The organism is Nocardioides kongjuensis (assembly GCF_013409625.1).
In the GTDB taxonomy this organism is placed as follows: domain Bacteria; phylum Actinomycetota; class Actinomycetes; order Propionibacteriales; family Nocardioidaceae; genus Nocardioides; species Nocardioides kongjuensis.
This window is the reverse complement of sequence record NZ_JACCBF010000001.1, coordinates 983,561-1,010,180: the sequence shown is the minus strand read 5'-3', so window position 1 is coordinate 1,010,180 and position 26,620 is coordinate 983,561. Positions and strand designations below refer to the sequence as shown.

The 26,620-nt window shown below is 68.1% G+C and carries 28 protein-coding genes; 22 read left to right on the top strand and 6 right to left on the bottom strand.

The genetic code is table 11. From position 1 onward, the window contains the following. Window positions 1-16 precede the first annotated feature (16 nt). Entirely contained in the window at window positions 17-1,372 is a 1,356-nt protein-coding gene (locus BJ958_RS04780) for a hypothetical protein (protein WP_218865607.1), read from the bottom strand. 23 nt (window positions 1,373-1,395) lie between these two features. Between BJ958_RS04780 and BJ958_RS04775 the strand changes: the two genes are divergently transcribed. Continuing rightward, complete coding sequence (locus BJ958_RS04775; protein ID WP_179725784.1) at window positions 1,396-2,334, top strand: hypothetical protein; 939 nt, start codon at window positions 1,396-1,398, stop codon at window positions 2,332-2,334. A 1-nt stretch (window position 2,335) separates the two neighbouring features. Here BJ958_RS04775 and BJ958_RS04770 read toward each other — a convergent pair whose 3' ends face one another. From BJ958_RS04770 to mobF, 3 genes are all read right to left on the bottom strand, one after another. Beyond that, entirely contained in the window at window positions 2,336-3,724 is a 1,389-nt protein-coding gene (locus BJ958_RS04770) for a DNA cytosine methyltransferase (protein ID WP_179725783.1), read from the bottom strand. After that, window positions 3,721-4,110, bottom strand: a complete 390-nt coding sequence (locus BJ958_RS04765; RefSeq protein WP_179725782.1) for a hypothetical protein — start codon at window positions 4,108-4,110, stop codon at window positions 3,721-3,723. Before BJ958_RS04765 ends, BJ958_RS04770 begins: the two co-directional genes overlap by 4 nt. Window positions 4,111-4,208: 98 nt before the next feature. Then, the gene (mobF, locus tag BJ958_RS04760; RefSeq protein ID WP_343052568.1) at window positions 4,209-7,730 is read right to left on the bottom strand and encodes a MobF family relaxase; all 3,522 of its coding nucleotides are present in this window, start codon (window positions 7,728-7,730) and stop codon (window positions 4,209-4,211) included. Between the two features lie 397 nt (window positions 7,731-8,127). On the opposite strand from mobF, the gene BJ958_RS04755 reads away from it, so the two are divergent. Genes BJ958_RS04755 through BJ958_RS04695 form a run of 13 tightly spaced genes read left to right on the top strand, consistent with a single transcriptional unit; the run spans window position 8,128 to window position 19,508 of the window. Continuing rightward, window positions 8,128-8,736 (top strand): hypothetical protein, encoded by a 609-nt coding sequence (locus tag BJ958_RS04755; RefSeq protein ID WP_246319007.1) that lies wholly within the window; start codon window positions 8,128-8,130, stop codon window positions 8,734-8,736. Further along, a complete protein-coding gene (locus tag BJ958_RS04750; protein WP_179725780.1) occupies window positions 8,721-9,683 on the top strand; it encodes a hypothetical protein in 963 nt (320 codons plus the stop codon). Before BJ958_RS04755 ends, BJ958_RS04750 begins: the two co-directional genes overlap by 16 nt. Before the next feature lie 25 nt (window positions 9,684-9,708). After that, on the top strand, window positions 9,709-10,386 hold the full coding sequence (locus BJ958_RS04745; RefSeq protein ID WP_343052567.1) for an SAF domain-containing protein: 678 nt from the start codon (window positions 9,709-9,711) through the stop codon (window positions 10,384-10,386). Further along, entirely contained in the window at window positions 10,386-11,150 is a 765-nt protein-coding gene (locus tag BJ958_RS04740) for a CpaE/TadZ family protein (RefSeq protein WP_179725779.1), read from the top strand. The genes BJ958_RS04745 and BJ958_RS04740 overlap by 1 nt, the downstream gene beginning before the upstream one ends. Then, window positions 11,147-12,622 (top strand): TadA family conjugal transfer-associated ATPase, encoded by a 1,476-nt coding sequence (locus BJ958_RS04735; RefSeq protein WP_179725778.1) that lies wholly within the window; start codon window positions 11,147-11,149, stop codon window positions 12,620-12,622. The genes BJ958_RS04740 and BJ958_RS04735 overlap by 4 nt, the downstream gene beginning before the upstream one ends. Continuing rightward, complete coding sequence (locus tag BJ958_RS04730; RefSeq protein WP_179725777.1) at window positions 12,619-13,476, top strand: type II secretion system F family protein; 858 nt, start codon at window positions 12,619-12,621, stop codon at window positions 13,474-13,476. Before BJ958_RS04735 ends, BJ958_RS04730 begins: the two co-directional genes overlap by 4 nt. Further along, a complete protein-coding gene (locus BJ958_RS04725; RefSeq protein ID WP_179725776.1) occupies window positions 13,473-14,372 on the top strand; it encodes a type II secretion system F family protein in 900 nt (299 codons plus the stop codon). Before BJ958_RS04730 ends, BJ958_RS04725 begins: the two co-directional genes overlap by 4 nt. A 32-nt stretch (window positions 14,373-14,404) precedes the next feature. Next, window positions 14,405-14,599: a hypothetical protein gene (locus BJ958_RS04720; RefSeq protein WP_136562053.1), complete on the top strand. Its 195-nt coding sequence runs from the start codon at window positions 14,405-14,407 to the stop codon at window positions 14,597-14,599. Then, a complete protein-coding gene (locus BJ958_RS04715; RefSeq protein ID WP_179725775.1) occupies window positions 14,568-14,984 on the top strand; it encodes a TadE/TadG family type IV pilus assembly protein in 417 nt (138 codons plus the stop codon). The genes BJ958_RS04720 and BJ958_RS04715 overlap by 32 nt, the downstream gene beginning before the upstream one ends. Continuing rightward, entirely contained in the window at window positions 14,981-15,403 is a 423-nt protein-coding gene (locus tag BJ958_RS04710; RefSeq protein ID WP_179725774.1) for a TadE/TadG family type IV pilus assembly protein, read from the top strand. The genes BJ958_RS04715 and BJ958_RS04710 overlap by 4 nt, the downstream gene beginning before the upstream one ends. Next, window positions 15,400-15,819 carry a TadE/TadG family type IV pilus assembly protein gene (locus BJ958_RS04705; protein WP_179725773.1) on the top strand — a complete coding sequence of 140 codons (420 nt, stop codon included), beginning with the start codon at window positions 15,400-15,402 and terminating at the stop codon, window positions 15,817-15,819. Before BJ958_RS04710 ends, BJ958_RS04705 begins: the two co-directional genes overlap by 4 nt. Further along, entirely contained in the window at window positions 15,816-18,830 is a 3,015-nt protein-coding gene (locus BJ958_RS04700; protein WP_179725772.1) for a LysM peptidoglycan-binding domain-containing protein, read from the top strand. Before BJ958_RS04705 ends, BJ958_RS04700 begins: the two co-directional genes overlap by 4 nt. 39 nt (window positions 18,831-18,869) lie before the next feature. Continuing rightward, window positions 18,870-19,508, top strand: a complete 639-nt coding sequence (locus tag BJ958_RS04695; RefSeq protein ID WP_179725771.1) for a hypothetical protein — start codon at window positions 18,870-18,872, stop codon at window positions 19,506-19,508. A 44-nt stretch (window positions 19,509-19,552) separates the two neighbouring features. On the opposite strand, the gene BJ958_RS04690 is transcribed toward BJ958_RS04695, so the two are convergent. Beyond that, window positions 19,553-19,909, bottom strand: coding sequence for a hypothetical protein (locus BJ958_RS04690; protein ID WP_179725770.1), 357 nt, complete (start codon window positions 19,907-19,909; stop codon window positions 19,553-19,555). Between the two features lie 435 nt (window positions 19,910-20,344). Between BJ958_RS04690 and BJ958_RS04685 the strand changes: the two genes are divergently transcribed. From BJ958_RS04685 to BJ958_RS04660, 6 genes are all read left to right on the top strand, one after another. Beyond that, the gene (locus tag BJ958_RS04685; protein ID WP_179725769.1) at window positions 20,345-20,533 is read left to right on the top strand and encodes a hypothetical protein; all 189 of its coding nucleotides are present in this window, start codon (window positions 20,345-20,347) and stop codon (window positions 20,531-20,533) included. Window positions 20,534-20,669: 136 nt separating this feature from the next. Beyond that, the gene (locus BJ958_RS04680; RefSeq protein WP_179725768.1) at window positions 20,670-21,578 is read left to right on the top strand and encodes a bifunctional DNA primase/polymerase; all 909 of its coding nucleotides are present in this window, start codon (window positions 20,670-20,672) and stop codon (window positions 21,576-21,578) included. A 337-nt stretch (window positions 21,579-21,915) separates the two neighbouring features. Continuing rightward, window positions 21,916-22,764, top strand: coding sequence for a serine/arginine repetitive matrix protein 2 (locus tag BJ958_RS04675; RefSeq protein WP_179725767.1), 849 nt, complete (start codon window positions 21,916-21,918; stop codon window positions 22,762-22,764). Then, window positions 22,757-23,734 carry a ParB N-terminal domain-containing protein gene (locus BJ958_RS04670; RefSeq protein WP_179725766.1) on the top strand — a complete coding sequence of 326 codons (978 nt, stop codon included), beginning with the start codon at window positions 22,757-22,759 and terminating at the stop codon, window positions 23,732-23,734. The genes BJ958_RS04675 and BJ958_RS04670 overlap by 8 nt, the downstream gene beginning before the upstream one ends. Window positions 23,735-23,779: 45 nt before the next feature. Then, a complete protein-coding gene (locus BJ958_RS04665) occupies window positions 23,780-24,445 on the top strand; it encodes a hypothetical protein (RefSeq protein WP_179725765.1) in 666 nt (221 codons plus the stop codon). A 7-nt stretch (window positions 24,446-24,452) separates the two neighbouring features. Further along, window positions 24,453-25,571, top strand: coding sequence for a C40 family peptidase (locus tag BJ958_RS04660; protein WP_179725764.1), 1,119 nt, complete (start codon window positions 24,453-24,455; stop codon window positions 25,569-25,571). A 48-nt stretch (window positions 25,572-25,619) separates the two neighbouring features. Here BJ958_RS04660 and BJ958_RS04655 read toward each other — a convergent pair whose 3' ends face one another. Continuing rightward, window positions 25,620-25,874 (bottom strand): hypothetical protein, encoded by a 255-nt coding sequence (locus BJ958_RS04655; RefSeq protein WP_179725763.1) that lies wholly within the window; start codon window positions 25,872-25,874, stop codon window positions 25,620-25,622. Between the two features lie 112 nt (window positions 25,875-25,986). Here BJ958_RS04655 and BJ958_RS04650 point away from each other — a divergent pair, with 112 nt between their 5' ends. Together BJ958_RS04650 and BJ958_RS04645 are read left to right on the top strand one after the other, a co-directional pair. Then, window positions 25,987-26,280, top strand: a complete 294-nt coding sequence (locus tag BJ958_RS04650) for a DUF6112 family protein (RefSeq protein WP_179725762.1) — start codon at window positions 25,987-25,989, stop codon at window positions 26,278-26,280. 34 nt (window positions 26,281-26,314) lie between these two features. Continuing rightward, window positions 26,315-26,620, top strand: coding sequence for a DUF6112 family protein (locus BJ958_RS04645; RefSeq protein ID WP_139624216.1), 306 nt, complete (start codon window positions 26,315-26,317; stop codon window positions 26,618-26,620).

Here is a 26,620-nt window from a genome sequence, read left to right as displayed (position 1 = left end):
TCGCGAGACGTTGGCCCTAGTCGCTCGCAGGCACCTCAATCGACTTGGTATAGATCAGGAAGTTGTCGATGTCCTTCTTCCTGATCATGACCTTGCCCTTGCGGGGCTTGCCGTCCGGCTGCTTGAAGTCCTTCTGGAAGTCCCCCAGGACCACGGCGACGTTCGCTTGATTCACCTCGAGTATCTTCACCCGAACGAACCGCACCGCCTCCTTGAACCTCCCTGCGTAGGAGAGCGGGTCATAGATCGTGCTGCGTCCCACGTGCCCGACCGATCTGCGCCAGTCGTTCCACGCGATGGTCGCCACGTTGTCGTTGTCTCGTCCGTGCCACGTCTCATGCTCGTAGATGACGTACCAGAATCGACCAGTCTCCGAGAGGCAGCGGAAGAAGTCAGCAGCGTCGTTGCCAGGTGAGTCATTGACCGCGATGTTGGACGCCTTGAGGTCGCCATAGTGCTCAAGTACGCCGTGGTTGAGAAAGCGAAGGTCGTAATCGAACTCACCCTTTCGCTTCTCCTTCTGGACCACGACGAGGTCGTGGAGGCCGTTGTGCTCGAGGAACCGGCTTAGACGGAACTCCACGTAGAAGCCCGCCCACTCGTTCTGGAACCTGTCGGGCCACTTGGCAGCGTGCATCTCCTGCACGGCAGTCAGACCGTCAATCCGCGCACCATCGAGGAACGACTCGCTGAAGCGGTCGAAGACCTCGATGTGTGGGTTCTTCTCCTCATAGCCGCGAGTCAGGTAGGTCGCGAACTGGTCGGACCGCACGCTGGTCAGCCGATTTCCGTTCTTGTCCTCGCGCGAGAACTGTCCGAGGGTCTGCGCCTGGAACAGGTCGTTCGTCGCGACATGTGCGGCCGAGTTGTTGGCCTTTCGCTTGATGTAGGTCGAAGGGTCGAAGTCGACGAAGATCGTCGTGCCGCCGTAGTGGTAGACGCCGATGAAGCGGACCGTCAGGCCGTCGGCACGCCCCCGCTGCTCGATGTCGAGCCAGTAGCGCGGGATCTGGATTCGCTTCTTGAAGGCATCCCAAGGGCGGCCGAGGTGTGTGATCTGCTTCGTCAGGATTACCTGGTCTCGGAAGCGCACGACCGACCTTCCGGCGTAGGGCTCGATCTGGGCTCCGGGGAGAGCATCGAAGAGCAGCTCGCGCTTCCGACTGGGTGACAGCGTCGTGTCGACGTCCTGGATCAGCGTGCCATCCGGCCCGATTTGGTCGACGATCTCGGATCCCATGGCGTCATTAGTACCAGCGGCGAGCACGCTCGTGACGTGGATCGGCGCATGTGGCTTCGGTAGCTGCGTTTGAACAAGACCGGCATTCTGCGTGCCGATGACGGTGGTGTCGCCATATCGCTGACAGGGCACGGCACTAGAGATTGAATTCGGCCATGGGAGCGGACCTGGCGGGCGAAGCCTTGCGAACAGCAGCGCTCGCACGGTGGGCATGGCGGAGCGAGATCAAGCATCAGGTCGTCAACACCGACATCGATGGCCTGCTCACTGGAGCGCTCCTCCATCACGAGTTCGACTGGCCGATCATCGGCTTTAGCGACACCGCGCACAGTTGGATCGACTCTCGGGTGCCAACGCCGCTCAACCTCAGGGAGACGACGTGGGTCGACCTCGACATGTGCGTGCCAGGGAGTCGGTCGATCAGCCAGCACGTCGTCAGCAACACCGCGGCCGAGGCGGAGCTCGTCACGGCGTTTGCCGAGTCCGTGAACGCGAACCTACTCGTGGGCCGTCACCGACTGGACCGCTACACAGACAAGTATCCCTACGGGACGTTCCAGTGGGTCGCATGGCTGGTTGGCAACGACCTCGGCACCTCGACAGGCGACGCGATCGCGTCTGGTCTCGCATGGATGCCGGACGGCGGTGCTTTCAGCCTGAGCAACTTTCGCTCCAACTGCCTCGACTGGGCCATCACCAAGATGCAGGGATCCTCGCTAGCGCCCATTGCGAGCGGTGACGCGGCCACGGCGGTCGAGCACGTCCGGCAGGCGGAGTCATACCTCCGGCGCAAGTCCGGGGTGCTGTCCGGCTGGTCCCGGACGCACCAGTGGTCGATGCCCAGGGGCAGTGTGGGCGGACTGGCCGCGCCATTCGCACACGCCCCGGTTCAGGCGCTCCTCGATGCCATCACTGAGTTATACGGGTGGAAGCCAGCCGTGATCCCGACCCGCTACAAGCCCTTCTCTGCGCTCTGGCAGGCCGGGAGGCAGCCGCCGGGTTGGCCTCATTCAGCGAACCGGCGGGAGGTCGTTTCCGTCGCCGTGACCTCGAGGAACGGCTGGTGCTGGACAGAGAACAACCCGCCGCTATGAGTCAGTGTTTCGCGGCGAGGACCTCATCAGGCGACAGCGGCGCGGAGAGCACGGCATCGAGGATGCGGCGGCCGGAGGCGCTGCGCTTCAGGAGGTCCTCGTCGCGCAGTACGTGCTCGCGGAGCACGTGCCAGACAGCACCGACGTTGACGCCGTTGCCCATCTGCTTATACGTCGCGGCCGCAGGCTGACCTGCAAAGTCGAACCACTCCGGGAGCCCCTGCATGCGAGCGGTCTCCCGCGGCGACAGCCGCCGCTCACGCGGCCCGATGATCGACGTCTGGGTGATCGCGACGAGCGCCGGCAGGTACGTCGGTCGCTTCGCCCGGATGCCGGAGGGGCGCAGCTGCATCACCGTGTCCCACAGTCGCGGGGTGTCCTGAGCCTGCCATTCCAGCTTGCGACGGGACGCGGGGAACTTGTCCGTGTAGATGCCCCACTTCTTCGTCCACGGCTTGATCCAGTCCTCGTGCTCGATGAACAGCGCGTAGTTCTTCGCGAGGTGTCCAGCCTTCCATTGCGGCAGCAACGGGTCCGCCTCCATGAGGTCGCGATAATGCGGTTCAGGCCCGAACGCTCGACGCGCAGCAGAACGCGGTCCCCACACGTCAGTCCACGCGTCTGCCCAGATAGGCATGCCCGGCGGGCGACGCCCATCCGTCTTCTCGAACCAGGCTTGGACCCATTCGTCCCACGCATCGATCCAGTGGCGCTCCGACTCGGTGAGGTTGCAGCCAGGGACGCTGTGGGCGTCATCAAGCAGCTCCTCAAGATGCCAGGTGCTCGGCTCCCAACCGTCGATCGGCTGGCCGGTGACGATCGGGGGCTCAACGTCGAGACCATCGGTCAGGCCGTCCGGGTCGTAGGTAGCGGTGATGAACACGCGCTCCCGAACCTGCGGTCGACCACCTCGCTCCGGCGGAAGCAGGTGGGGCGAGAACACAGCCGGGATCTCGGAGACCCGGTAACCCTCGTCACGGAGGGTCTCGATGATGACCTGCCACTCGTGCATGTGGCGAGGCCCAGCGAGGTTACGGACGTTCTCAAGAAGCACGACCTTGGGGCGGCGCTCCTGGATGATGCGAAGGATGTTCCAGTAAAGCGTCCCGCGCGTCTCGTCCATGCCCCGCTGAGCACCAGACTTCGAGAACGGCTGGCACGGAAAGCCGGCGGCCAGCACCTCGTGTGCCGGGACGTTCATGACGTCCTCGTTGGCGTCCTTGGTGATGTCCCCGAGAGGATCGATCCCCCAGTTTCGGCGGTAGACCTCCGCGGCGTGCCTGTCGACTTCGACCGCATAGACGCACTTGCCGCCGAGTGATGACAGCGCGGCGTGAAAGCCTCCGATGCCAGCGAACAGGTCGATGAATCGGAACGCCGGCGAAGTCATGCGCACAGCCTAAGGGCCGACGAGTCGTCCCCTGCGACGGCGCGCCGTCGAACATCCGTTCGGACGATCCGATGGTTAGTGACCGACCGCCAGACGCAGCGAGCCGTCTCCAAGATCCCCTGGGACGCGATCTTGATCGCGTCCCAGGCGAGCACGAGCACGACAAGGTTCAGCAAGCTCGAGCCTCCGCTGTCGACCGTCTCCTCCACGGAGTGCATGGCGACGAGCAGAGCGGCAGAGATGACGAAGAGAACGGCAACTGTTCGCCAGCGCGGCTCCTGAGCGCGCACGCGGCGAACGAGGAGATTCGTGGGCGCGTAGACCTGGAGATAACTGCGGACCGCCACGACGGAGGCGATGACTGGAAGCGTTAGGAAGATCAACATGGGTCCCTCCGGGAGTTGAGACTTCCTCCCTACGCCGACTCGGTGTCTCGGCGCGTGGCGCCAGCTCGTTCCTGTGGAGTGTTGAGCCACGCAGACGTCTATGGAGCCGAAATGGTGCGGATCTCTATCGCCGACGTGGCCATCTCCTCGGACGCGGGCACCGCCGACCTCGTCGCTCGGATGACAGCAAGAGCACGATGACGATCCGTCCGCTGGGCTTCGTTCCTCGCTTCGCCGCCAACTGGAAGGTCGGAGGTGATCTTGTACCGATCGCGATATGCAGCGACCGTCGCCGCCGCGTCGAGCCAGGCCTCGTCAACTCGGACACCAGCATGCCTTGGTTCAAGACGCCGAATCCAAGCCTGCCGGCTGGCAACTGCGTCCTCGGCAAGGGCACGAGCGCGCGACTCGATCAGTTCCTTCCGCTGGTCGATCGCCTGGCGGTCCTCGGCTGACATGTGGCCGAGCGGCTCAGGGATCAGGCCGGCGATCAGTCGTGGACGGAGCCGGCAGTCGCGCGGCGGAGCCGATGCAAGCTTCTCGGTTCGGTATCGGAGCACCGCCGCGATGTCGTCGGCGTCGTCGAGTCCGTGCCGCCCGACGACTCGAGGCAGAAGACGTTCGAGGTCGTGGTGGTAGGCCTCGGCGCGTCGTAGTGCGGCTTCGAGCGGGCCGAAGGCTGTCGACTCGACGACCGCGGCGTGCTGCTCGGCGGTCAGACCGGAATGTCTGAGCAGGTCGACGAAGCGGTCGTGCTGAGCTTCGGCGGCGATCGTCTCGAGTTCGGCGGCCAGGCGGTCGATGCCGCCGTGGAGCTCGTACTCGGCCTCGATCGTCTGTGTGGCCGATAGGTCGGCGCCGCTGTGCTGGAGGACGCCGTACAGAACGGTCCTGGCCGTCACGTCATCCGCCTCCGGCGTGGAGTGGCTGTCGTCGGGCCGGTCGAGGGCGACGTAGGCGATGTTGGACTCGCGACCGCGGGTCATCGAGACGTAGAGGTTCTCTCGGGTCGTGGATGCAGTGACGACGACGTGCGCTGTGTCGACGGTGACGCCCTGAGCGCGATGCGCGGTGACCGCGTAGCCGAGGTCGACGTGCTCGGCGACGTACTCCGGCGGCAGGACCGATCGTCCACCGCGAGTGTCGAGGCGCTTGACCAGGACAGAGCCGTCACGCCGAATGTCGGTGACAAGCCAGCGGTCGCCGTTCTTCACCCACCCGCCGCGCATGGTCCGAATCCGGCGGTCGTTCTGGCGCGTGATGACAATGTCGCCCACCGAAGCTCGGCAGCCGTCGACCAGGCCGACCTCGCGGTGGTCGACCGCACCATCCAGGAGCAGGCGCTCGGCCCGGGCGCGTTCGTTGAGCGCGCGGACGTCCCGCGCAGACTCCGTCACGAGGATGCTGGCGCGTCCGGCGGCACAATCGGCCCGCCAGCCGACGTAAGCGGCGTCGACCATCTCATCAGTGAGGCCCTCGCAGATCCGCTTGTGGCGGGCGTACGTCGAGATGACCTGGACGTCGCCACGGCTCAGCGCGAGGGAGGCCTCCTTCTCCCACTCGTTGGCGAACCGGTGGATCTCGTTCAGCGCGGGCGCGTCCGCACGCCGGTCGACGAGGAGCGCGAAGGCTCCGCCGGCATCGACGGACTGGAGTTGGTGGGGGTCACCGACCAGCAGGACCTTGGCGCCCGCGCCGACCACGATCCCCGTGAGCCGATCGAGTGTCGCCGTGCTGGCGAGAGTCGCCTCGTCGACGATCACCAGTTGACCGCGCCGCAGCTCGGTGCGGCCGCGGTCGTACTCGTACAGCCACTTCGACGTGTTCTCGCAGGCGACACCGAGGTCGTCGGCCAGCGCCTGGGCGGCCGCGGCGGATGGCGCCAGCCCGACGACACTCCCCCGCCCGTGTTCACCGATCCAGGCCGCGCGGAGCGCTCTCATGGTCGTGGTCTTGCCAGCCCCCGCCGGTCCGACCAGGAGGTCGACTTGGCGCCCTGAGCGACAGATGATCTCTACCGCGCGCCGCTGCTGATCGGTCAGCGAGATCGTGCCACGGCCGCCCGCACGCCCAGCGACGCCGAGGGACACCGTTGGCGCGGTCACCTTCTCGGCGCGCGCCAACAGCCGTCCCTCGGCCTCGAGCACTGCGATGGAGGAGTACTTCTCGCCATGCCGCGGGCGGAATCGGCTCGTGCCGTCCTCGCGCTGAAAGCGGGCCGGGCTGAGGGCGAGCTCTGGCGGCGTCAGGACAACGGAGTGCGCCTCGGCCGCGTCCACGATGAGGCCGACGACGGCCTCGCGGTCCTCGGTCGTCGCGAACCTCAGATCCATCGTCTGCTTCGCCGCCTCGGCCATCAGGTTCCAGTGCGTCCACACAGCCCGCTTCACAGAGACGGCCGCGACCACCTCGGCGCCGATCGCCTCGATGGCAGCCAGCGGCACGTCCTCCACAGTTAGGAAGTAGCCCTCTCGGCCGATCACCGACTGCGACCACCCCGTCGGCTCGGCGCCCAACCGCTTGGCGGCCCGTTGCCGCCAACCCGCGGTGAGGTCGGCGAGAGACCGGACCTCCTTCGGCGGGCGCGTGGCGAGCGTGGCTTGGGCCCGGAGCTCGACGATCGTCCTCGCCGATGGCATCCGCCCGTGGCGAGCGACGTACTCCGCGATGAGCTCGTCCTTCTTGAGCTCGATCTCGCGGGTGCGGCTGGAGAACTCTGTGATCAGGTCGTCAGTGACGCCCGCGATCTCCCATCGGGGATTCCGGTCGGGTCCGCGCTGCCGCAGCTCCCACTCGATGCCGAGGTCGCGCGACAGCCGGTCCGCCAGAAGTGCGTCGTAGTGCGCAGACAAGCCGGTGCGCGAGGCGAAGACCGGGCGACCGTCGAGACTGCGCCAGCGGCCGTCCATGACGGTGAGGACCTTGTTGGCCACGACGACGTGCGTGTGGAGCTGCGGGTCCCCGGCGCGGGAGTCAAAGTGGTCGTAGGCGACGGCCGCGACACCCGCCACGTCGACCTGGGCGACAGCGCCGTCAGCGTCGGAGATGCCCGCACGGGTAGCGGCGACCTCTCGCTCGAACAGCGCGATCACGTCTGCGAGCGCTGCATGATGGGCGGCGACGATCCGCTCCTGGGTGACGGCGTCGGCGACACCCCAGAGCACGGAGACCGACTTCGGGACGCTGAACGTGAGGTCGAACCCTGCCACCGCTCGCCGCATCCCGGCCGCAGTCTCCTCAGCCTCGATCCGAGTCGTCTCGGCGGCGCAGTCCTCCTGAGTCATCTCCTGATCGAGAGCGGCGACGCGTTCGTCGATGCGATCCGAGAGCCTCTTGTAAGACGGAAACGCCCGGCCGAGCTGGTCTCCCGTGATCGGGTCGCGGCCCATGCCGACCAGCAGCGCGAGCTGCTCCTCGCTCACCTGCATGCCAGTACGGAGCTGGCCAGCGCCGAATGCGCCGACACCGGATCCGAGCCAGCGGCCGGGCGGCGTACCGACATCGGAGTAATAGCGGGTCAGCGGCGTCGAAAGGACGCGGTTGCCGTCGCCGGCCGCAACGCTGCGCAGCAGGTACTGGTAGCCGCTGCCCGCGGACATCCGGCGCATCGAGACCGTCACGGCCGTTTCCGTCCCACAGCGCTCAGGTGCGCGTCCTTCTCCACAACCCCCTCGATCTGCACACCGTGTGAAGGCAAGGAGGCGGTAGCCGAGGAAGGGCGGAAAGCATGACGGGGCGAGGGCGACAGGAGGTGAGGTGCAGGTGAGAGGAAGAGGTGAGCGAGAGGGACTGAAGGAAACGAGTGAAGAAGGCTGAGGGCTGAGGTGGGACGACGGGGCTTGGACAGAGACGAGCACCTGACCCCTGGAAGCGACCCGGTAAAGACGTCGGGTCCGGATCCGTGAATCAGGCTTACGATGAGGTTCAGACGATGCACGCACCGCCCGTGGGACGTCGTCGCGCCTCATCGCCGTAGGGCGAGAGGAAGCAAGATCCCCCATGAAGAATCGACTCGGGTTGACCTTCCTGGCGACCGGCACACTTCTGTTGGCCGCGGTGTCGGCGTGTGCCGAAAACGATGGGGATCCTCCGCCGACGACGCCAGCCACGTCGTCCCAGACAGGGTCCACGGAGCCGACGACCAGCCCGTCGCCGACGTCGCCCAACGACGCCGCGACCGCGAATGCGACGGCTGCGATGACCGACTACTACTCCGTTCTCGATGGGCTCCGGGCCGATCCCTCAAGCGACCTCAAGGAGCTCGAGACCGTCGCGATCGGCGCGCAGCTCAACGCGGTGCAGACCCTCGTACAGCGGCAGCGCGATCAGGGCCAGCGCCAGACCGGCACCACGGCCATCAGCGAGCTGAAGGTCCAGTCGGTCACCCTCGACAACTCCGACCCGGACGCCGGCAAGGTGCCCACGGTCGTCATCGATGTCTGCTGGGACGTCACCAAGGTCGACGTGCTCGACAAGAGCGGCAAGTCGATCGTCTCCCCCGACCGCCCGGACACCGGGTGGACGCGTTACACCGTCGCGAACTACGAGTACGCCGCCGACCCCACCGGCGGCTGGCGCGTGGCGACTGGCCAGGACCTCAAGCAGATGCCATGCGCGGCCTCCTGATTCGCCTCCTGCTGACTGCCCTCGCCACCGCCAGCCTCACTGCCCTTGCGTCCGGGACGTCGTACGCCGACGGCACGGTCTGCGGTCAGACCGACCCGGCGACAGGCGAATGCCTGATCTGGATCCACGTCCCCGGTAATCCCGGCACCCCGGGGACGCCGGGCGACGACGGGCCAGAGGACACCGGCAGCGGCGCTGCCTGCTACTGGGACGGCACGAGCCAAGGCGTCACGAAGCCACCGCCTGGGCCAGTGCCCTGCACGAAGAACGGCGCCTACTGGTCGAACGCCTACCACTGCTACATCTCGCTGGTCGAGCCTCAGCCTCCAGCCGGTGATCCGAGCTGGCAGGGCCATGAGCCCGGGGACGGCGCCGTCTACTACTGCGACCAGCCGCAGACCGGACTGCTCATCACGATCTGGACGCAGGATCCGCCGCCGAACTCCGGCACGGGGCCGACGCCGAGAGAGGTCGCCCAGATCGCCATCGAGAACATGCACCTCAGGGCGATCGACATCGGCATCGCTCCCGAGCCGGGCCCCAACAGCATCGGCCTCGTCGGCATGCCCGTGTGGATGTGGGCGAAGGCGCCGAGCAGCCAGACCTTCGGCCCGATCACCGAGAGTGCGTCGGCAGGCGGGATCACGATCACCGCGACGGCGAAGGTCCTGCACGTCACTTGGGACATGGGCGACGGAACCGAGGTCGTCTGCGACACGGCGGGCACGCCGTACAAGCCGGAGTTCGGGCGGAAGGACTCCCCCGACTGCGGCCACACCTACAAGAAGTCGAGCGCGGGGCAGACGGACGATGCGTACACCGTCACCGCGACCTCGAGTTGGGTCATCACCTGGTCGGGCGCGGGCCAGACCGGGACGATCCGCCTCGACGGCCTCAATCGCTCGACCCAGATCCGGATCGGCGAAGCGCAGGTGCTCGTGAACTGACGAGCACTGCGCGGGGAGGGACGAAGTGACCACGACTGCCCGAGAGGACCGGAAGCCCGGCCCCCACCGCACCGCGCCCGACGCCGGCCCGCCGATCACTCCCCTGCCCAAGCTCCGCAGGCGGCCCGGACTCGTGGTCGGTGCCGTCGTCATCACCGCCCTCGGCTGCCTTCTCGGCGCCTGGGCATGGAACGCGACGACCAGCACCGAGGAGGTCCTCGCTGCGACGAAGACGATCCATCGAGGCGAGGTCATCACCGCCGACGACGTCCGGCGCATCCGGATCAGTGGCGATCCGGCTCTGGAGCCACTCCCTGCGTCGGCGTACGACGAGATCGTCGGCCAACGCGCCGCGCTCGACATCTCTGCCGGCGGACTGATCACGACCGAGTCGACGACCGATGCACCGCTGCCGCCGGAGGGCCATTCGATCGTCGGCATCTCGCTGACCCCGGCCCAGGTCCCAGCGCTCCCCATGCACGGCGGCGACAAGGTCCGCATCATCGTCACCCCGGCCGCCAATGGGGATGCCCCGGCGGGCGCGCCACAGTTCACGGCAGCCGAGGTCGTCGACACGGCGATCGACGAGACCACTGGCAACACCGTCGTGAACGTCCTGGTGCCATACGCCGAGGCGAGCGTCCTCGCGGCCCGCGCTGCGACCGGGAACGTCGCGCTGATCCTCGACTCGGGAGCCCAGTGATGGCGATCGTGTGCCTGGCCTCGGCCTCCGGTTCGCCGGGCGTCACCACCACCGCAGTCGGCATGGCGTTCAGTTGGCCACGGCCCGTGCTTCTCGTCGAGGCCGACCCGACCGGCGGATCTGGCGTCCTCGCCGGGTTCCTCCGCGGCACGACGCCGTACGATGCCGGGTTGATCGAGCTCGCCCTCTCACCCCTCGGCACGGCGGACGCGCTGCGGGAGGTCGTACGGCCGTTGAGCCCGAACGTCTCGCTGGTCGCCGGCATCCGATCGCACGCTCAGGCCACCGCGCTGCGTGACATCTGGGAGCCGTTGGCGGCGGCACTCCGCGATCTGGATGACACCGGCCAGGACGTCATCGTCGACGCCGGCCGGCTCGGACTCATGGGCTCGCCGACCCCGATGCTGGACGCCGCCGACGCGGCGCTCCTGGTCACCAGGGCCACCCTGCCGGCGATCTCGGCAGCTCGTTCTTGGGCGGAGACCGTCCGGCAGCCCGCCACCGGATGGCGTCACCCCGGCTTGCTTCTCGTCGCCGAGGGCCAGCCTTATCGAGCCACTGAGGTCTCCAAGGTTCTCGGCATGCCCGTCGTCGCCGACCTGCCCGACGATCCGGCAGCCGCGGCCGTGTATCACCGCGGCGCAGCGCCTCCGAAGCACTTCGAGACCGGCCCCTACATCCGCGCGCTCCAGGCCGCGGTCCAGTCGGTCCAGGCGCACATCGCCCGTGGTCGGTTCGCGCTCGTCGAGGAGGCGCGGCCATGACCGAGACCTACCGATTCGCGAACGAGTACGGCGACCTGACGCGCCTGCCACTCTTCAGCCAGACGACCAACGGCGTCCCCCACGAGGTGCCGAGCGGTCTCGACGCGACCGTCGGGTCGCCGCCCCCCTCCACCTCCGATGTCGACTGGGCGCTCGTCTCGACACTGCGTGCCCAGGCCTCCGAGCAACTCAGCCAGGCTGTGCAGTCCGGCCGCGCCCGACTCGCCAAGGAGGCGCAACAGGAGATCGGCCGATCGATCGTGCTCGACCTCATCGAGTCCGCGATGGCAGAGGCTGTCGACGCCGGTCACGGGTCGTGGAGTCCCTCGAAGCAGCAGGCGACCGCTCAGGCCGTGTTCGACTCCCTCTTCCGCCTCGGCCGCCTCCAGCCATTGGTGGATGACGACCGGATCGAGAACATCGTCATCGTCGGCCACGACAACGTGCAGCTCGAGCTGATCGACGGGACGCTCGTTCCCGGACCGTCGGTGGCCGACTCCGATCAGGAGTTGATCGACTTCCTCGCCTTCCTTGCCTCGCGCAGCGAGGTGAATGCGCGCTCGTTCTCCGAGGCACAGCCGAGCCTCCATATGAGGCTGGACGGCGGCTCGCGGCTGGCGGCCGTGGCGTGGGTGACCACCCGACCGTCAGTCGTGATCCGTCGGCACCGGCTGATGCGGGTCACGCTGGACGACCTCGTCAAGCGCGACATGATGACGCCCGTCGTCGCCTCGTTCCTGAGGGCTGCAGTGCGCGCCCGGTGCTCCATCGTGGTCGCCGGGGCGCAGGGAGCTGGGAAGACCACGCTGGTTCGAGCGCTCTGCGCCGAGATCGACGAGCTCGAGGCGATCGGCACCTTCGAGACCGAGTACGAGCTGCACCTCCACGAGCTCGGCCGGCACAAGGTCGTCATCCCCTGGGAGGCCCGGCCCGGATCGGGTGAACGCGGTCCTGACGGGCGCCAGTCGGGTGAGTTCACGCTCGACGAGGCCCTCGTCGACTCCTTTCGCTTCAACCTCTCGCGGCAGATCGTCGGCGAGGTTCGCGGCAAGGAGATCTGGGCGATGATCAAGGCGATGGAGTCCGGCACCGGGTCCATCTCCACCACCCACGCGGCCGACGCCGTGGCCGCCGTACGCAAGCTCGTGACCTGCGCGATGGAGGCGGGTCCGCACGTCACGCAGGGTCTCGCGACCAGCAAGCTCGCGGCGACCGTCGACCTGATCGTCCAGTTGAGCCTGGAGACCAAGGTCGTGCCGGGCGGGGCTAAGCGGACCAGACGGGTCGCGGAGGTCATCGCGCTCGCGCCAGGCGAGAAGGAGCCCGGCTACGCGACCACGCACGTGTTCCGCGCCGACGCGACCGGTGTCGCGGTCCCCGATGTCCTCCCCGACGAGTACCGACGGCTCGCGCAGCACGGCTTCGACCTGGCGGCGTACCTCGCGAGCCAGCCGCTGGGAGCCCGGTCATGACCACGATCCTTCCGGCACTCGCGGGTGGACTCGTCGCCTTGGGGCTCCTCGGGGTGGTCATCGGCCTGCGCCCGACCGCGATCCCACCGCGGGAGCCCATGGCAGCCAGGCGGCGTCGCACACCCAGCCGACGAACCCGAGGCCTGCTTCTTGCCGGTGGCGCGCTCGGCCTCGTCGGATGGCTCATCACGGGCTGGATTCTGGCGTTGGTCATCGCGCCGGTCGCCGTCATCGGGCTGCCCATCCTGCTCAGCGCGCCGCCGGCCGCCACACAGATCGCCCGCCTCGAGGCGATGGAGGAATGGACTCGATCGCTCTCCGGAGTCCTCACCGTCGGGATCGGGCTGGAGCAAGCATTGGTCGCGACTCTGCGGTCGACACCTGCTCCGATCGCCGACGAGGTCCACCGACTGGTGACCCGGCTGCGGGCACGGTGGGACACCGAGAAGGCGCTCCGCGCGTTCGCCGACGAACTCGACGATGCGACCGGCGACCTCATCGCGGCCAACCTGATCCTGGGCGCCCGCCGACGCGGAGCCGGGCTCGCGAGCGTCCTCGAAGGACTCGCCGAGTCGGTCGGCGCGGACGTACGCGCGCGCCGCCAGGTCGAGGCAGACCGGGCCAAGCCGCGAGCCACAGCCCGCTGGGTCACGTTGATCAGCGCCAGCGTGCTCGTCGTACTCGCACTGTCGGGGACGTACGTCGAGCCGTACCGCACCCCGGTCGGCCAGGTGCTCCTCGTGCTCCTCCTGTCGGCGTACGTCGCGACCCTGGTCTGGATGCGCCGGATGGCCGCAGGCAAGCCGCTCCCCCGGTTCCTGGCGACCCGGGTCATCGCGGAGGCGCCGCGATGATCGCCGGGCTGCAACTGGCGATCCTTGCCGGGGGCCTCGTCGGCCTCGGGCTCGTGCTTCTCGTCGCCCGCCTCCTGCCGGCGGAGCCCGACCTCGCCGACGCACTCGAGAGAGTCTCCTCGTCGCGCCCGCGCTCGACCGCCACCGACGCCGCGCGGTCGAGCAAGGAACGGCTCGGACTGTGGGGCCTGCGCGTCTTGCCGCCCGGCCTCTGGGTTCGTACGCCGACACGCGAACTCGCCCTGCTGCGGATTTCCGTCGCGCAGTTCTACGGCGAGAAGCTCATGTTCGCCGGGCTCGGCCTCGTCATCCCGCCGGCCCTCGTCACGCTCTTCAACGCATTCGGGCTGAGCATCCCGTTCCAGCTCCCAGCCGTCGCATCGCTCGCGCTGGCCGCGGTCATGTTCTTCATCCCGAACTACAACGCCCTCGACGACGCCAAGAAGGCACGGACCGAGTTCGCCCGCGCGCTCGGCGCCTACATCGACCTCGTGGCATTGGAGCGGAACAACGGCATCGGCCACCGGCAGGCTATGGAGGCTGCGGCAGAGGTCGGCGACTCGTGGGTGTTCACGCGGCTTTCCGAGGAGCTCACCAGGTCGCGCTGGTCGGGACTGCCGCCCTGGGACGCGCTGCACACCTTGGCAGAGGAGCTCGGACTGCCCGAGCTCGACGACTTCGCCGACATCATGCGCCTCTCGGGCGAGGAAGGAGCCGGCGTGTACGCCACCCTGCGCGCTCGATCCGCCGCCATGCGCACGGCGATGCTCAACGACGAACTCGCCCAGGCCAACGCCGTTGGCGAGCGCATGTCGATGCCCGGCTCACTGCTGGGCGTGATCTTCATGGCACTGCTCGTCGCGCCCTCATTGCTTCGCATGTTCACGAACTCGTGACACGGAAGGACACACCCACAGGAGGAAACCCCATGTTGAAGGTTCTGGTCCTGCTGCAGATCGCAGCACTCAGCAAGTACGACGACCTGCGTGCATCCCGCCGCAGTGAACGCGGGTCGGTGACGATGGAGCACGTCCTCTGGGCCGTCGCAGTCATCGGCATCGTCGGGATCGTGGTCCTCGCGGTCACGAACTATGTCACCTCAGAAGCGGGCAAGATCAAGTAGCCGCCGCCGGCGACGCGGCGAACGGGGCTCGGTCTCGATCGAGCTCGTCGTCCTGCTGCCCGCACTCTTCGCGGTCATGTTCCTCGGGATGCAGGCAGCGCTCTACTACCACGCGAAGGCCGTCGCCATCGCGGCTGCGCAGCAGGGCGCCAGAGCCGCTGGAGCCGAGCAGGGCAGGGAGTCCGACGGTGTCGGCGCCGCCAACGCCTTCCTCGCCGAGGCCGGTGGCGATGACGTCATCACCGCGACCTCGACGAGTGCGAACCGGACCGCCACCACCGCCACGGTGACGGTCAGCGGCTTCTCCCTGAGCGTCATCCCCGGGTGGAAGGTCCGCATCACCCAGAGCGCGAGCGTGCCGGTCGAGCAGGTAACGGCGCCGTGATCCGCCGGGACGAACGCGGTTCGGCAGCGATCGAGGCGGCGATCGGCGTACCCGCCTTCGCGCTCTTCATCGGCCTGGTCATCTTCGGGGGCCGTACGGCGACCACTCATCAGGCGCTCCAGTCCGCTGCCGCTGATGCCGCCCGGTCAGCGTCACTCGCGCGCAACCCGGACGCCGCCCGAGCCGATGCACGCGAGGCGGCGACCTCGAGCATCACCAGCCAGAAGATCGGCTGCTCGGACATCGACGTCGCGGTCGACACAAGCGACTTCGACAAGCAGCCTGGCGTTCCTGGCTCGGTGAACGTGACCGTCTCGTGCCGACTCGACCTGTCGGATCTCGCTGTTCCGGGCGTCCCCGGGTCCCGGGTCTTGCGGGCGACGATGTCGAGCCCGATCGACACCTGGCGGGAACGATGAGCCGCCGGGACGAGCGCGGCTCCATCACCGTGTGGCTGGCCCTGGCCAGCTTCGTGATGATCTTCCTCGTCGGGCTGGCAGTCGACCTCGGAGGCCAGGTCCACGCCCACGAGCGAGCCCACGACGTCGCCGCGCAGGCCGCACGGGCAGGTGGCGAGGAGGTCGAGGGAAGCTCCGCCATCCAGGGGCACGACCTCGCGATCTCCCCCGCCGCGGCGCGTGCCGCCGCCCAGCGCTATCTCGACGCAGCCGGAGTCACCGGAACAGTCGCGATCAACGACGGCACCACCATCACCGTGACCGTCACGGACTCCTACGAGCCCCAGTTCCTCGGTCTCATCGGCATCAACCGCCTCGACGTCACCGGCACCGCGACCGCCCGACTCGTCCGCACCCTCGGAGGTAGTGAGCAATGAACAAGACCGACTCCAGGCTGCGTGGCCTCCTGGCCACCCTCACGCTCGTCGCCTTCGTGGTCGGGGTGCCCGTCGTACTCATCTCCATCGACGCGCTCCCCGACCCGAGCGCGTTCACGTGGTCGAGGCTGACGGCTCAGGACGACGGCACGCTCGCCCTGCAGGTCATCACCGCGGTCTGCTGGATCGCGTGGGCCGTCTTCACGTGCCAGCTCCTCGCGTCGATCGTGTCGCAGGCTCGCGGCATCCATACACCGCGACTCCCCGGTCTCGCGGTTTCTCAGCTCGCTGCGGACCGACTGGTCGCGGCCGCGGCCCTGTTGTTCGTCGCAGTCCCAACCGTCAGCGCCGTGTTGCCCCAGCCTCGCGCGCATGCTGCAGTCGCGGCACCGTTGCCGGACGAGCCCGACGTTGCAGCGGTCGCAGAAGTGTCGGCAGCGCCCCGAGCGGAAGACCACGTGCAGGCAGCGCAGCCGGAGACCGAGCGCTACACGGTGAAGCGCGGCGACAGCCTCTGGAAGATCGCCGAAGAGCGACTCGGCGACGGCACGCGGTACGTCGAGCTCGTTGCCCTCAATCAGGCCGTCCTCGACGGGCGTCCCGACTTCCTCCTGCCCGGGACCGTGCTCAAGGTCCCCGTCGCTGACGACTCTTCGGACGGCTCGTACGTCGTCCAGCCCGGTGACACCCTCTCCGAGATCGCCGAGGACCAACTGGGCGACGCCGACGCCTACCCGTCGATCTTCCGAGCATCGCGCGACACAGTTCAGCCGAACGGCGCCCACCTCTCCGACCCGGATCTCATCCTCCCCGGCTGGAAGCTCACGCTCCCGGGACAGTCGGAACCGGTCGAGCCTAAGGAGCCGAAGCACGTCCAGGAGCCGCCTCGGCAGGACGCGACTCCACCTACCGACGGAGCTACTCCGCCCGCCCCCGAAGCATCCAACGCCGAACCCGAGCATGCTTTCGCAGACTCCGCCGAGGACGAGACCACCCCGACCTGGCTGCTCCCGGGACTGGCCGGCGCCGGAGCACTCCTGGCCGGGTCGCTCTGGATGGTGCTTCGACAACACCGGCGAACCCAGCTCCGCTATCGCCGACCCGGAAGGATCATCGCCCCACCGCCGGCCGAGCTGCTCGCTGTCGAGAAGTCCGTGCAGGTGTCGGGGTCCGGCACCGCCCATCCGATCGAGGAGCTTGATGCGGCCCTCCGTGGCCTGCCCCCTTCACCTCGCCTGCTCTCCGTCAGGCTCTCTTCCAGCCGGATCGTGCTGACACTTGCGGAGCCTGCTGAACTCCCTAAGCCATGGACCGGCGGAGGCGCTGCATGGCACATCCCTGTCGAGGCGGTCCCGACTCCACCCCCGGACGCGCTGCCGCCGTACCCGATGCTGGTCAGCGTCGGTCAGGCCGACGAAGGCGCGCTGGTGCTGCTCAACCTCGAGGAGCTTCGTGCGCTGGCCTTGTCAGGGGACGCCGACCGTAGCGCCGCACTGGTTCGCCATCTCATGGCGGAGTTGGTCGTCAACCCTTGGGCCTCGCCGGTACACGTCGAAGCGCTGGGCATCGGCGGAGAACTGGCCTCGATCAATCGCGACTTCGTCCACGTCCACGACCCCGGAGACGACGCGTTCCTTAGCTCGCTTGCCGACGACCTCGCGGCCGCCAGCCCGACCGGGGAGCCGGACGAGTTCCACGCAGTGATCATCGCGAGCGGCGACACGAGTCCGGATCTGACACGGCTGGCCGGCGCCGTCGTCGGCTTCCCCGGACGCTCCGGCATCGCCATGGTGACGGTCGGACGCGAGGCGTCCCAGCCGTACGTCGACTTCCGCCTGAGTACCGACGGCCGTGTGCGAGTTCCTTCCCTTGACCTGGATCTCGCATCCGCGGGGCTTACGGCCACCGAAGCCGAGGCGTGTGCCGCTCTGATCGACCTGACTTCGGTGGCCCAGGTCGTGCCGGTCCCCCGCGCCGCCGACGTGGAGACCGTGACGGACTGCGCGGGCGCGCTCGTCGACGACCTCACCGACCCGCGTCCGGAGGAGCAACCGGCTGGCGCCTCGTCACTCCTGCCACTCGACGCCCACGTCTACGCCGACCGGGCGGCAACGACCGTCGACGATGTCGAGACTCTCGCGCCCAACGCTTCTCCGGAGGCCGCAAGGGCCGTCCATGCCTCCGATCCGGACCTGGACGAAGACCTCGCCCGATGGGACTCCCCGGTTCCCGTGGCCCCGAAGGTGACCTTGCTGGGTCCGGTCACGGTCAGGACTCTGGGCGACGCGACAGCCACGGCTCACCGTCGGCCCTACTACGTCGAGTTCCTCGCCTACCTCGCGCTCCACCCGAATGGAGTCACCGCCGAGAAGCTCGCAGAGGACCTCTGCATCCGACCTCAGAAGGCGCGGTCCGACCTGAGCATCATCCGGAAGTGGCTCGGGCAGAGCCGGGCGGGCAAGCCGTTCCTTCCCCGCGCGCAGCAGACCCATCAGGACGGCGTCCCGGCGACCTACGCGCTCGACGGGGTCCTCTGCGATCTCGACCTGTTCAGGCGCCTCCGTGCCCGCGGCCAGAGCCGCGGCGCCGAGGGGTTGGCAGACCTCATCGCAGCGCTGAACCTCGTCAGCGGCGAGCCGTTCACCGACCTCCGCAAGGACGGCTGGGGATGGCTTCTCGAAGGCGACCGACTCGACCACATCATGACCGCCGCGATCGTCGACGTCGGACACATCGTCACCACCCACGCACTGGCCCTCGGCGACCTCGGTCTTGCCGACTTCGCGTCCAGCGTCACCCTCGCCGCGTCGCCGTACGACGAGATCGCGAACCTCGACCGCGTCGCCGTCGATCGAGCCATGGGGAACATCGACGAGGCTGACGCACGGATGCGCGATGGGGTCTCGAATCGGAGCGATGACGGCTACGGGCCGATTCAGCTTCCTCCTCGAACCACCGAGGTGGTCGAGGGGAAGCGCGCTGCCGATGCCGTCCGGCGACGCACAGGCTGATCCGCAACACGAGGCGGGTGGGTAGGCAAGACTCTGCAGGTGCGGATCGCAACGTGGAACCTCGGAGGCAAGTGGACGCCACGGCACCACTGGCTGGTCCGTTCGCTGCGAGCGGACCTTCTCCTACTGACGGAGGTCGTCGAATGGGTCGAGGTCTCTGGGCTCAGCATTCACTTCACTGAAGCCGAAATGCAGCCAGGGCGTCGCTGGGCTGCCGTCGCCGCGAACGCTCGCGTTCGGCCACTACCTGATCCCCACGGCGCCACGGCTCTCGCCGAAGTCGACGGCCTTCGGATCGCCTCATCGATCCTGCCGTGGCGAAACAGCGGTAGCGCTTCGCCATGGACCGGCGAGGACCAGGGCTCCCGAACGGCTGCGGCCGTCACGGCTATCGAGGCGGCCGCGCCGATCGTCTGGGGTGGCGACTGGAATCACGAGCTGACCGGTCGCCTGTACGCGGGAAGCAGGGGCGGCCAGTTGTCGATTCTCGGGGCACTCGACCGCCTCGGCCTCAGGGCTCCGACAGACGTCTCGCCCCACCGCCTGGTCGGCGCCCGCAGCATCAACCACGTCGCCGTCCCCGCCTTCTGGTCCGTGGTCGCAGTCGAACGCGTGAGTGCGATCGCTGATGGCGTCGAGCTTTCGGACCACGACGCCTACGTCGTGGAGGTCCAGTGACTAGCTAGGTGTCGATGTTGACCGATGTCGAGGGCAGCATCACCTCAAATGGGCCAGTCCTTGTGCAACTCCGAGCCAATGCCGACGGACTCGCAGTCCGCCACAACTTCACTCCATAGATCGTTGAAGATCTGGTCGGTGTCACCCGTCCAGTCGTTCGGGATCGGCGTCGGGGAGTCGACTGTGTACGCGACGACGTATCCGGGAGCTGACGAGTCGTCCCAAGAGAGCGTGACGTTCAGCCTGGCGTTCTCCAACCTAACGTCGTCACCGTCACCGAATCGGTCCGCGACGTACTCGTAGTCGTACGTGAACGAGTACGAGTCGTCCAACTTCTTGGAACGCAGGTAGTCGTCCTCGTCCTCGAACGTCTCTCCGGTCGAGTGATTCTCGAATGACACTGGGCCGCCCTTTCCCCGCTACTTGCCGTCTTGGCAGACGCAGCGACTCGACTGCCGCGACGTCTGTCCCTCTTCACTCTCGATCGCGCCGCCGCCGCTACGGGCAGTCGGTGTCGCAACTCGTGCAGTGCCAGTTGTCGACCTCCTGGCACCACAGGTACGTCTTGGCACCACAGCCCACGCATGGGCCGTGCGGCACGTCTTCGAGGTCCGCCATCGAACTGCCTCCTGACACGGCTCGGCCAACGACGGAAACCTAGTCGATCGCAGGAGCCGGCGGCGGCGATTCACCTCATCGGTTCCGCCAGATCGTCACTGGCTTCGGGTGCCGTCCGGGACACGGTGACGCTCCGCGCCGCACAGCGCCCGACCTTGACCCAGAGTTCGCACATATGTTCGACTTCGGATATGGCAACGAGCGGCGAGCAGCGGTACATGGCGGGCTACAACGCCGGCCGGAGAAGCGCACTGACCACCGGCTCGGTCCATGCCGGACGTCTCTGGCTCGCGGAGCACCGTGACGCCGACAACGCGTACGTCGCCGGGTACGAGTGGGCCCTCTGGGACTACGAAGATGCCAATGGCCTAGGCCACGACTGGGGTCCCAACTGGGCGATCGGGTGACCGTGGGTTAGTGTCAACGGGGTTGATGGCAATGACTTAGGGATACCTCCTGACCTGCGCAAACGCAGGTATCCCCCTCCCGAATCCGGGCAGGTATCCCGAAATCGTGGATACCTGACGGCGCATCGTCGAGGGCATGTTCGACCCCAACAACCCGGTTCCGACGTGGTCGGTGTCGACGATGCAGCGAGTCGCCGACGAGCCCACGCTCGCGGCCGCCGCTCTGCGCTATGCCAACCTCGGCATTCCGGTCTTCCCGTGCGTCCCGGGCGGCAAGCAGCCGCTCACGCCCAACGGCTTCCACGACGCGACCTCCGTCGCCCGCGTCGTCCATGCCTGGTGGCAACGCACCCCTGACGCGAACATCGGACTGCCCACGGGCGCACCGACCGGCGTCCTCGTCGTCGATGTCGACGTCCATCCCGGCGCGAGCGGATTCGACGCCTTCGAGCGAGCGCGGAGCCAGGGGTTCGGAAACGACTGGGCGTGGCTGGTGCGCACGCCTTCGGGCGGTCTGCACGCCTACTACCCGAACGTCCGCGGACAGGAGGAGCGCAGCTGGCAGGTCCCGGCGGCCCACGTCGACTTCCGCGGCGACGGCGGCTACGTCATTGCTCCCCCGTCGCGCGTCACGGTCGAGGGCGCCCAGCGGTCGTACGAGGTCATCGCGGTCGCCGCGCACCCAGCGAAGCCGGTCGACGCAGTCGAGCTCCGGCGGTTCCTCGAGCCCCCGCGACCGGCGCGGACTCCCCCGCCGCCCGGCATGCCCGCCAGCGGATGCCGCCCCGAGGCCCTGGCGCGAACCGTCGCGCTGACGCCCGAGGGCGGCCGCAACCGTGCCCTCTTCTGGGCGTCGTGCCGGATGGTCGAGAACGGGTTGAGCCACGCCGACGTCATGGGCTGGCTGATGCCGGCCGCGCAGTACGCCGGGCTCCCGGACCGCGAGATCCAAACGACCGTCGACTCCGCGTTCCGCATCGCCAACCGGCTGGGCCCGGGGAGCCGCCTGGGCCCCACCCCAGCGAGTGAAGGGATCCACCTGTGAACACGCACGCCGAGTACCGCCGCCACAGCTACCGCCCGCCGGAGCGGTCGACTCCCGCAGGGAGTGCCGAGCACGCCCCCAGCGAGCTCGCGCGGCACCGTGATCCGTCGCTCGGGCCCGAACAGCCGGCACGCGAGCTGACACAGAAACGGATCGCGTGGGTACGCCCCACCGAGCTCGGTTCCTACCTCGGCCCCATGGTCGGCCGCGGGATCGATCTCCAAACGGAGCTCGTACGACGAGCGCGCCGTACACCGGCCACGACCACCCGCACCCTCCGCCACCCAGGACCAGACCGATCGGCGGCACCCGCCGTGAACCAGGAAGGACTGGGACTGTGAGCACGTCGTTCGCCACCGCTGAAGGCCTCCGCGCACTCCTGCAGCGGCTTCACGACCGGGAGAGCGTCGGCTACTGGTCCTGGCGGCAGGACCCCGAGACGGAGCGGCTGATGGAGTTCACTATCCGCAAGTACCGATCCCTCGCGCGCACTCACAACTGCGAGCCAGAGGACTCGGCGTACGCCGCCTTCGAGGCCATGCGCACACGCGCGGTGAGGTGCGCGGAAGACCCGTGGGCCGTCATCACCCGTGCCGTCCAAGTCAGCCTGATCGCCGAGGAGCGCGCGGCCGGGTTGCTCTGCTCGACCGCCCAGGCGCGCAGACGGGAGGTCATGCGTCACCACGACGCGCGCCGCTTCGGCGAAGACGAGACGGGATTCCTCGAACTCCTCGCTGAGAGTCGAGGGCCGTCGACGGTCGACCCTGCGCCGACGACGCCGCCGATGAAGCCCGGCGAGACGGCCCCGACGACGGCGTTCGAGGCGCTCAACCTGGTGATCAGCATGTTCGTCGCCCTGGGCTGGCCTGCGAACAGCGCGACCTGCACTCTCGACTACATCGCCACCCGGCTGATGGAGGCCGGCAATAGGAACATCGCTCACGCCTACCTCCGGCGCGACCAAGCCGGCCGAGCCGCACTCGACCTGGACCGCGGCTCGTGGGCCACCGTATTGCGGATCGTGCTCGGCAACCCCGACAAGGCCGCCGCGGCGACTCGGGCCGGCGTCGGCGTGCTCGCGATGCTCGTCTGCGACTGGAAGGTCGTCGACCTGCTCGCCGACGACGGGCTCGTCGTGGAGATCCGAGACTCTGCCCCAAAGGTCGCCAGGAGGATCGATGTCTGACAAGGGCCACATCGAGCTCGAGCGCCAGATCGACTCGATCATCGTCGGCGTACGTCACCGCCGCGACCTCGGCGACATGAGCGCCCTGATGCGGTCGATCGAGGAGGTCGGCCTCCTCCAGCCTGTCACCGTCACCCCCGACGGTGTCCTCGTATGCGGCTGGCGCCGCCTCGAGGCGCTGCGTCGGCTCGGGCGGCGCACCTTGAGCGTGTGGGTCCGCTCCGGCATCTCCGATCAGCTGTCGCACCTGCTGGCTCAACAGGACGAGAACGAGCAGCGCAAGCCGCTCTCGCCCGTCGAGGCCGCACGGCTGTACGACGAGATCAAGGTCTTGGAGAAAGAAGACTCGCAGCGGCGACAGGCAGCGACGTGGTTCGGCCGCACCGGCAGTGACGGCAAAGCCACCGGTGGTGATGAGTCATCACCACCGCGCGGGAAGTCCCGCTCGATCGCCGCGCACATCGTGACAGGCACCAATGCATCTCAGCGCCTGGAGCGGATCAACTGGATCAGATCTGTCTCCGAGGACGACAGCCTCGGCGAGTCCGTCCGCGAATTCGCCGCCAATATGCTGCGCGAGATCGACAACGATGCGCCGGTTGCTCCGGCGTACAAGCGTGTCAAGGCCGCCGTCGAACTGGCGAGCCAGCCGCCTTCCCCGTCCCGGGAGGAGCAGGACGAGGTCGCCCGGCTCGCCGCCGAGGCGCTCAAGCGCGTCCAGGAGGAAGAGAACGCCCAGCGCCTCCGCGCTCTGCGGAGCAAGGCCAAGCGCGCACCGAAGCACCACAGCCCGCGGTCGTTCGTGCTGATGTGGTCCGAGCTCGAGGGGTGGACTGCGCTCTACGACGTCGCGGAGCTCGCTGCTGCTCTCAAGGACGACGACTGGGCGCGCTTCGAGCGCGTCGTCGCCGAGACGATCGAGCTGCGCGACCAGCTCCGTGAAGCACGTACGGCGGCCGCGTCGGCCTGATCGGCGTACCTCCGGGGTGTCCGCCACCTCGACCTCGGAGCCTCGATGCGCAACCTCACCTGGCGCCAGATCGCCGTCGTCCTCGGCTGCGTCCTAACCGTCGCGACCCTCGCCGTCGGCATCTACGGACTCGTGCGTGGACCCCAGTCCGCCGAATCCACCTCGGGGCCTCCACCGTCCGGAGAGTTCGAGGCGATCCCGGCGGAGGCGACTCCTGTGGTCACCCTCAATGATCGCGCGCTCCCCCACACGAACGATCCGGTCGCGTACTCACGCGCCGTCGCGTCGTCGCTGTTCGACTGGGACACCAGCCTTGGCTTCCCGCCCACCGACTACACCGCCGCTGTCCTTGCCGATGCCGACCCCTCGGGCGAGGAGACGCCCGGGCTGATCGCCGACGTCGCGATCTACCTGCCGACCGTCGACCAATGGCTCGACCTCGGGGCGATGGAGGTACGGCAGACGATCGAAATCGACGGCGCGTACGTCCCCGAGTCCTGGACCGCCGCGGTCCAGCAAGCCCACGGCCATCTCCGACCGGGCACGACGGCCGTCACGGTCACCGGCACGCGGCACCGAAGCGGCGTGTGGAACGGCGAGAACGCCGAGTCGTCGCACCCCGTCGCGTTCACCGTCTTCGTCGCCTGCGAGCCCTCGTTCGACCGCTGCCATGTGCTGCGGCTCTCGCAGCTCGACAACCCACTCAGGTGACGACGCCATGGGCATCAGGATGCTCGCGGTTGGAGCCGCGGCCGCCGTACTCCTCGCCCCCGGCGCAGCCGTCCTGGGCGTCGCGACGCTGATCAGCCCCGCGGCGGCCGGATCGGGCAGCTGCATGTGGGATGGTCAGGCGACCGAGAGCCTCGGCGTCAGCGGCCCGGTGCCGGACAGGCTCAGCGCGGCGAACACCAACGGCGAGACCGTCACCCTCAACCAGCAGCAGCTCACCCGCGCCGCCGCGATCATCGCCACAGGCCAGAGCGAGAACATCCCGGCCCGCGGTCAGATGATCGCGCTCATGACCGCGCTGACCGAGTCGTCGCTGCGGGTCCTGTCGAACATCGGCGCCTACCCCCACTCCGGGAACATCCCGAACGACGGTGACGGCAGCGACCACGACTCCGTCGGCCTCTTCCAGCAACGCCCCGCCGCCGGATGGGGCACGGTCGAGAACCTGATGGACCCCGTCTGGTCATCCCGCGCCTTCTACGGCGGACCCAGCGGCCCGAACCACGGCTCACCGCGGGGCCTGCTCGACATCGACGGATGGGCATCGATGGAGCCCGGCGCCGCCGCCCAGGCCGTGCAGGTCTCCGCCTATCCCGACAGGTACGCCGTCAACCAGCCCGTCGCGGAGAAGATCCTGGCGACGCTGAGCGGCGTATCGCTCACTAGCGACCTCGCGTGTGCTCAGCCGGCGGCCGACGTGCCGATGAACCTCCCGCCGGGATTCGCCGGCGACTTCATCAAGGCCGCCGCATCCCAGCTCGGAAAGCCCTACGTCTGGGGCGGCGGCAACTTCGAGGGGCCGACAGGCGGCGGCTTCGACTGCTCCGGTCTTGTCCTGTACGCCGCGTACCAAGCCTCCGGCGGGCGCATCCGGCTCCCCCACTACTCCGGCGACCAGATCCACGCTGGCCAAGGCATCGCTTGGTCCGATAGGCAGCCCGGTGACCTCATCTTCTTCAGCTACCCCGGTGCCGGCCGCCCGCACCACGTCGCGATCTACGTCGGCGGTGACCGGATTCTCCATGCACCTCGGACCGGGGACGTCGTGCGCTACGGGACGATCGGCGAGTTCTCAGGCGAGTTCATGACGGTCCGCCGACTCGGGTAGGCCGCTCACGCACGCCTTCCACCGCCTCGGTGCTACGCAGAGCAGACGTCACTCCCACCTGTTCTTGTCGGTCCATCGGACCTCTGGATACGACGGCTTGGAGATCGCCCTGAATCCGACCGCCTTCATGAAGCGCCGCAGAGCGAAGACACTGCCGGAGGCCGACCACTCCGCCGCGCCCCTGGACGGTGATTGCGTGCCGCCATAGAGGCAGATGCCTACATCGTGCTGCTCAGCCAACGAGTAGACCTCGTCGATCTCCTTGTTCGAGAGCGCGTTCGGACTCTGCAGGTACATCTGCATGAGGCGAGGTTAGCGCCACGGACATCCGGCCGAGGCCTGAACGTTGCACCAGCCGACACCGCCATCGAGTCCGCTCCTATCGCACGGTGCAGATCGATTGGTACCTAGGGGCATGACGACTCCATTCCGTCTCGCCGCAGGTGACGTTGGACCAAACTTCGGGGCCGTGGGCGGCTCGGGAGACCTCCGCGCCATCGTCGGCGCCTTGCTCACGTACGGCCTGATCGTCGCCGTACTCATGCTCATCGTCTCGGCAACGACCTGGGCAATCGCTTCCAGCTCAGGAAGTTGGCACACCGCTCAGAAGGCGAAGCTCGGCTGCTTCGTCGCGATTGGCGGAGCGGCGCTCACAGGCGCTGCACTCACGTGGGCCAACTGGCTGCTGGACATCGGCCCACACCTCTAAGACGTCCACCCGTTCGACGTCAGGAGTCCCTCCGATGGACCTACTCACAGCAGCGCTCCTGCTCCCTCTCGACATCTCGATCGATCCCAATTCCAACGGCCTGCCCGGGATCGGCCAGCTCAAGAAGATCGTCGGAGCCTCCATGACGGTTGGCCTCGTGCTGGCCGTCCTCGCGCTGATCATCTCGGCGATCGTCTGGGCGCTCGGAGCCAACTCGTCGAACCCCCACCTGGCCGGTCGGGGCAAGCTCGGCGTACTCGTGGCCCTCGGTGCCGCCATCGTCTGCGGCGCGTCGGTGACTCTCGTGAACTTCTTCTGGAACGTCGGCCAGCAGGTCTGA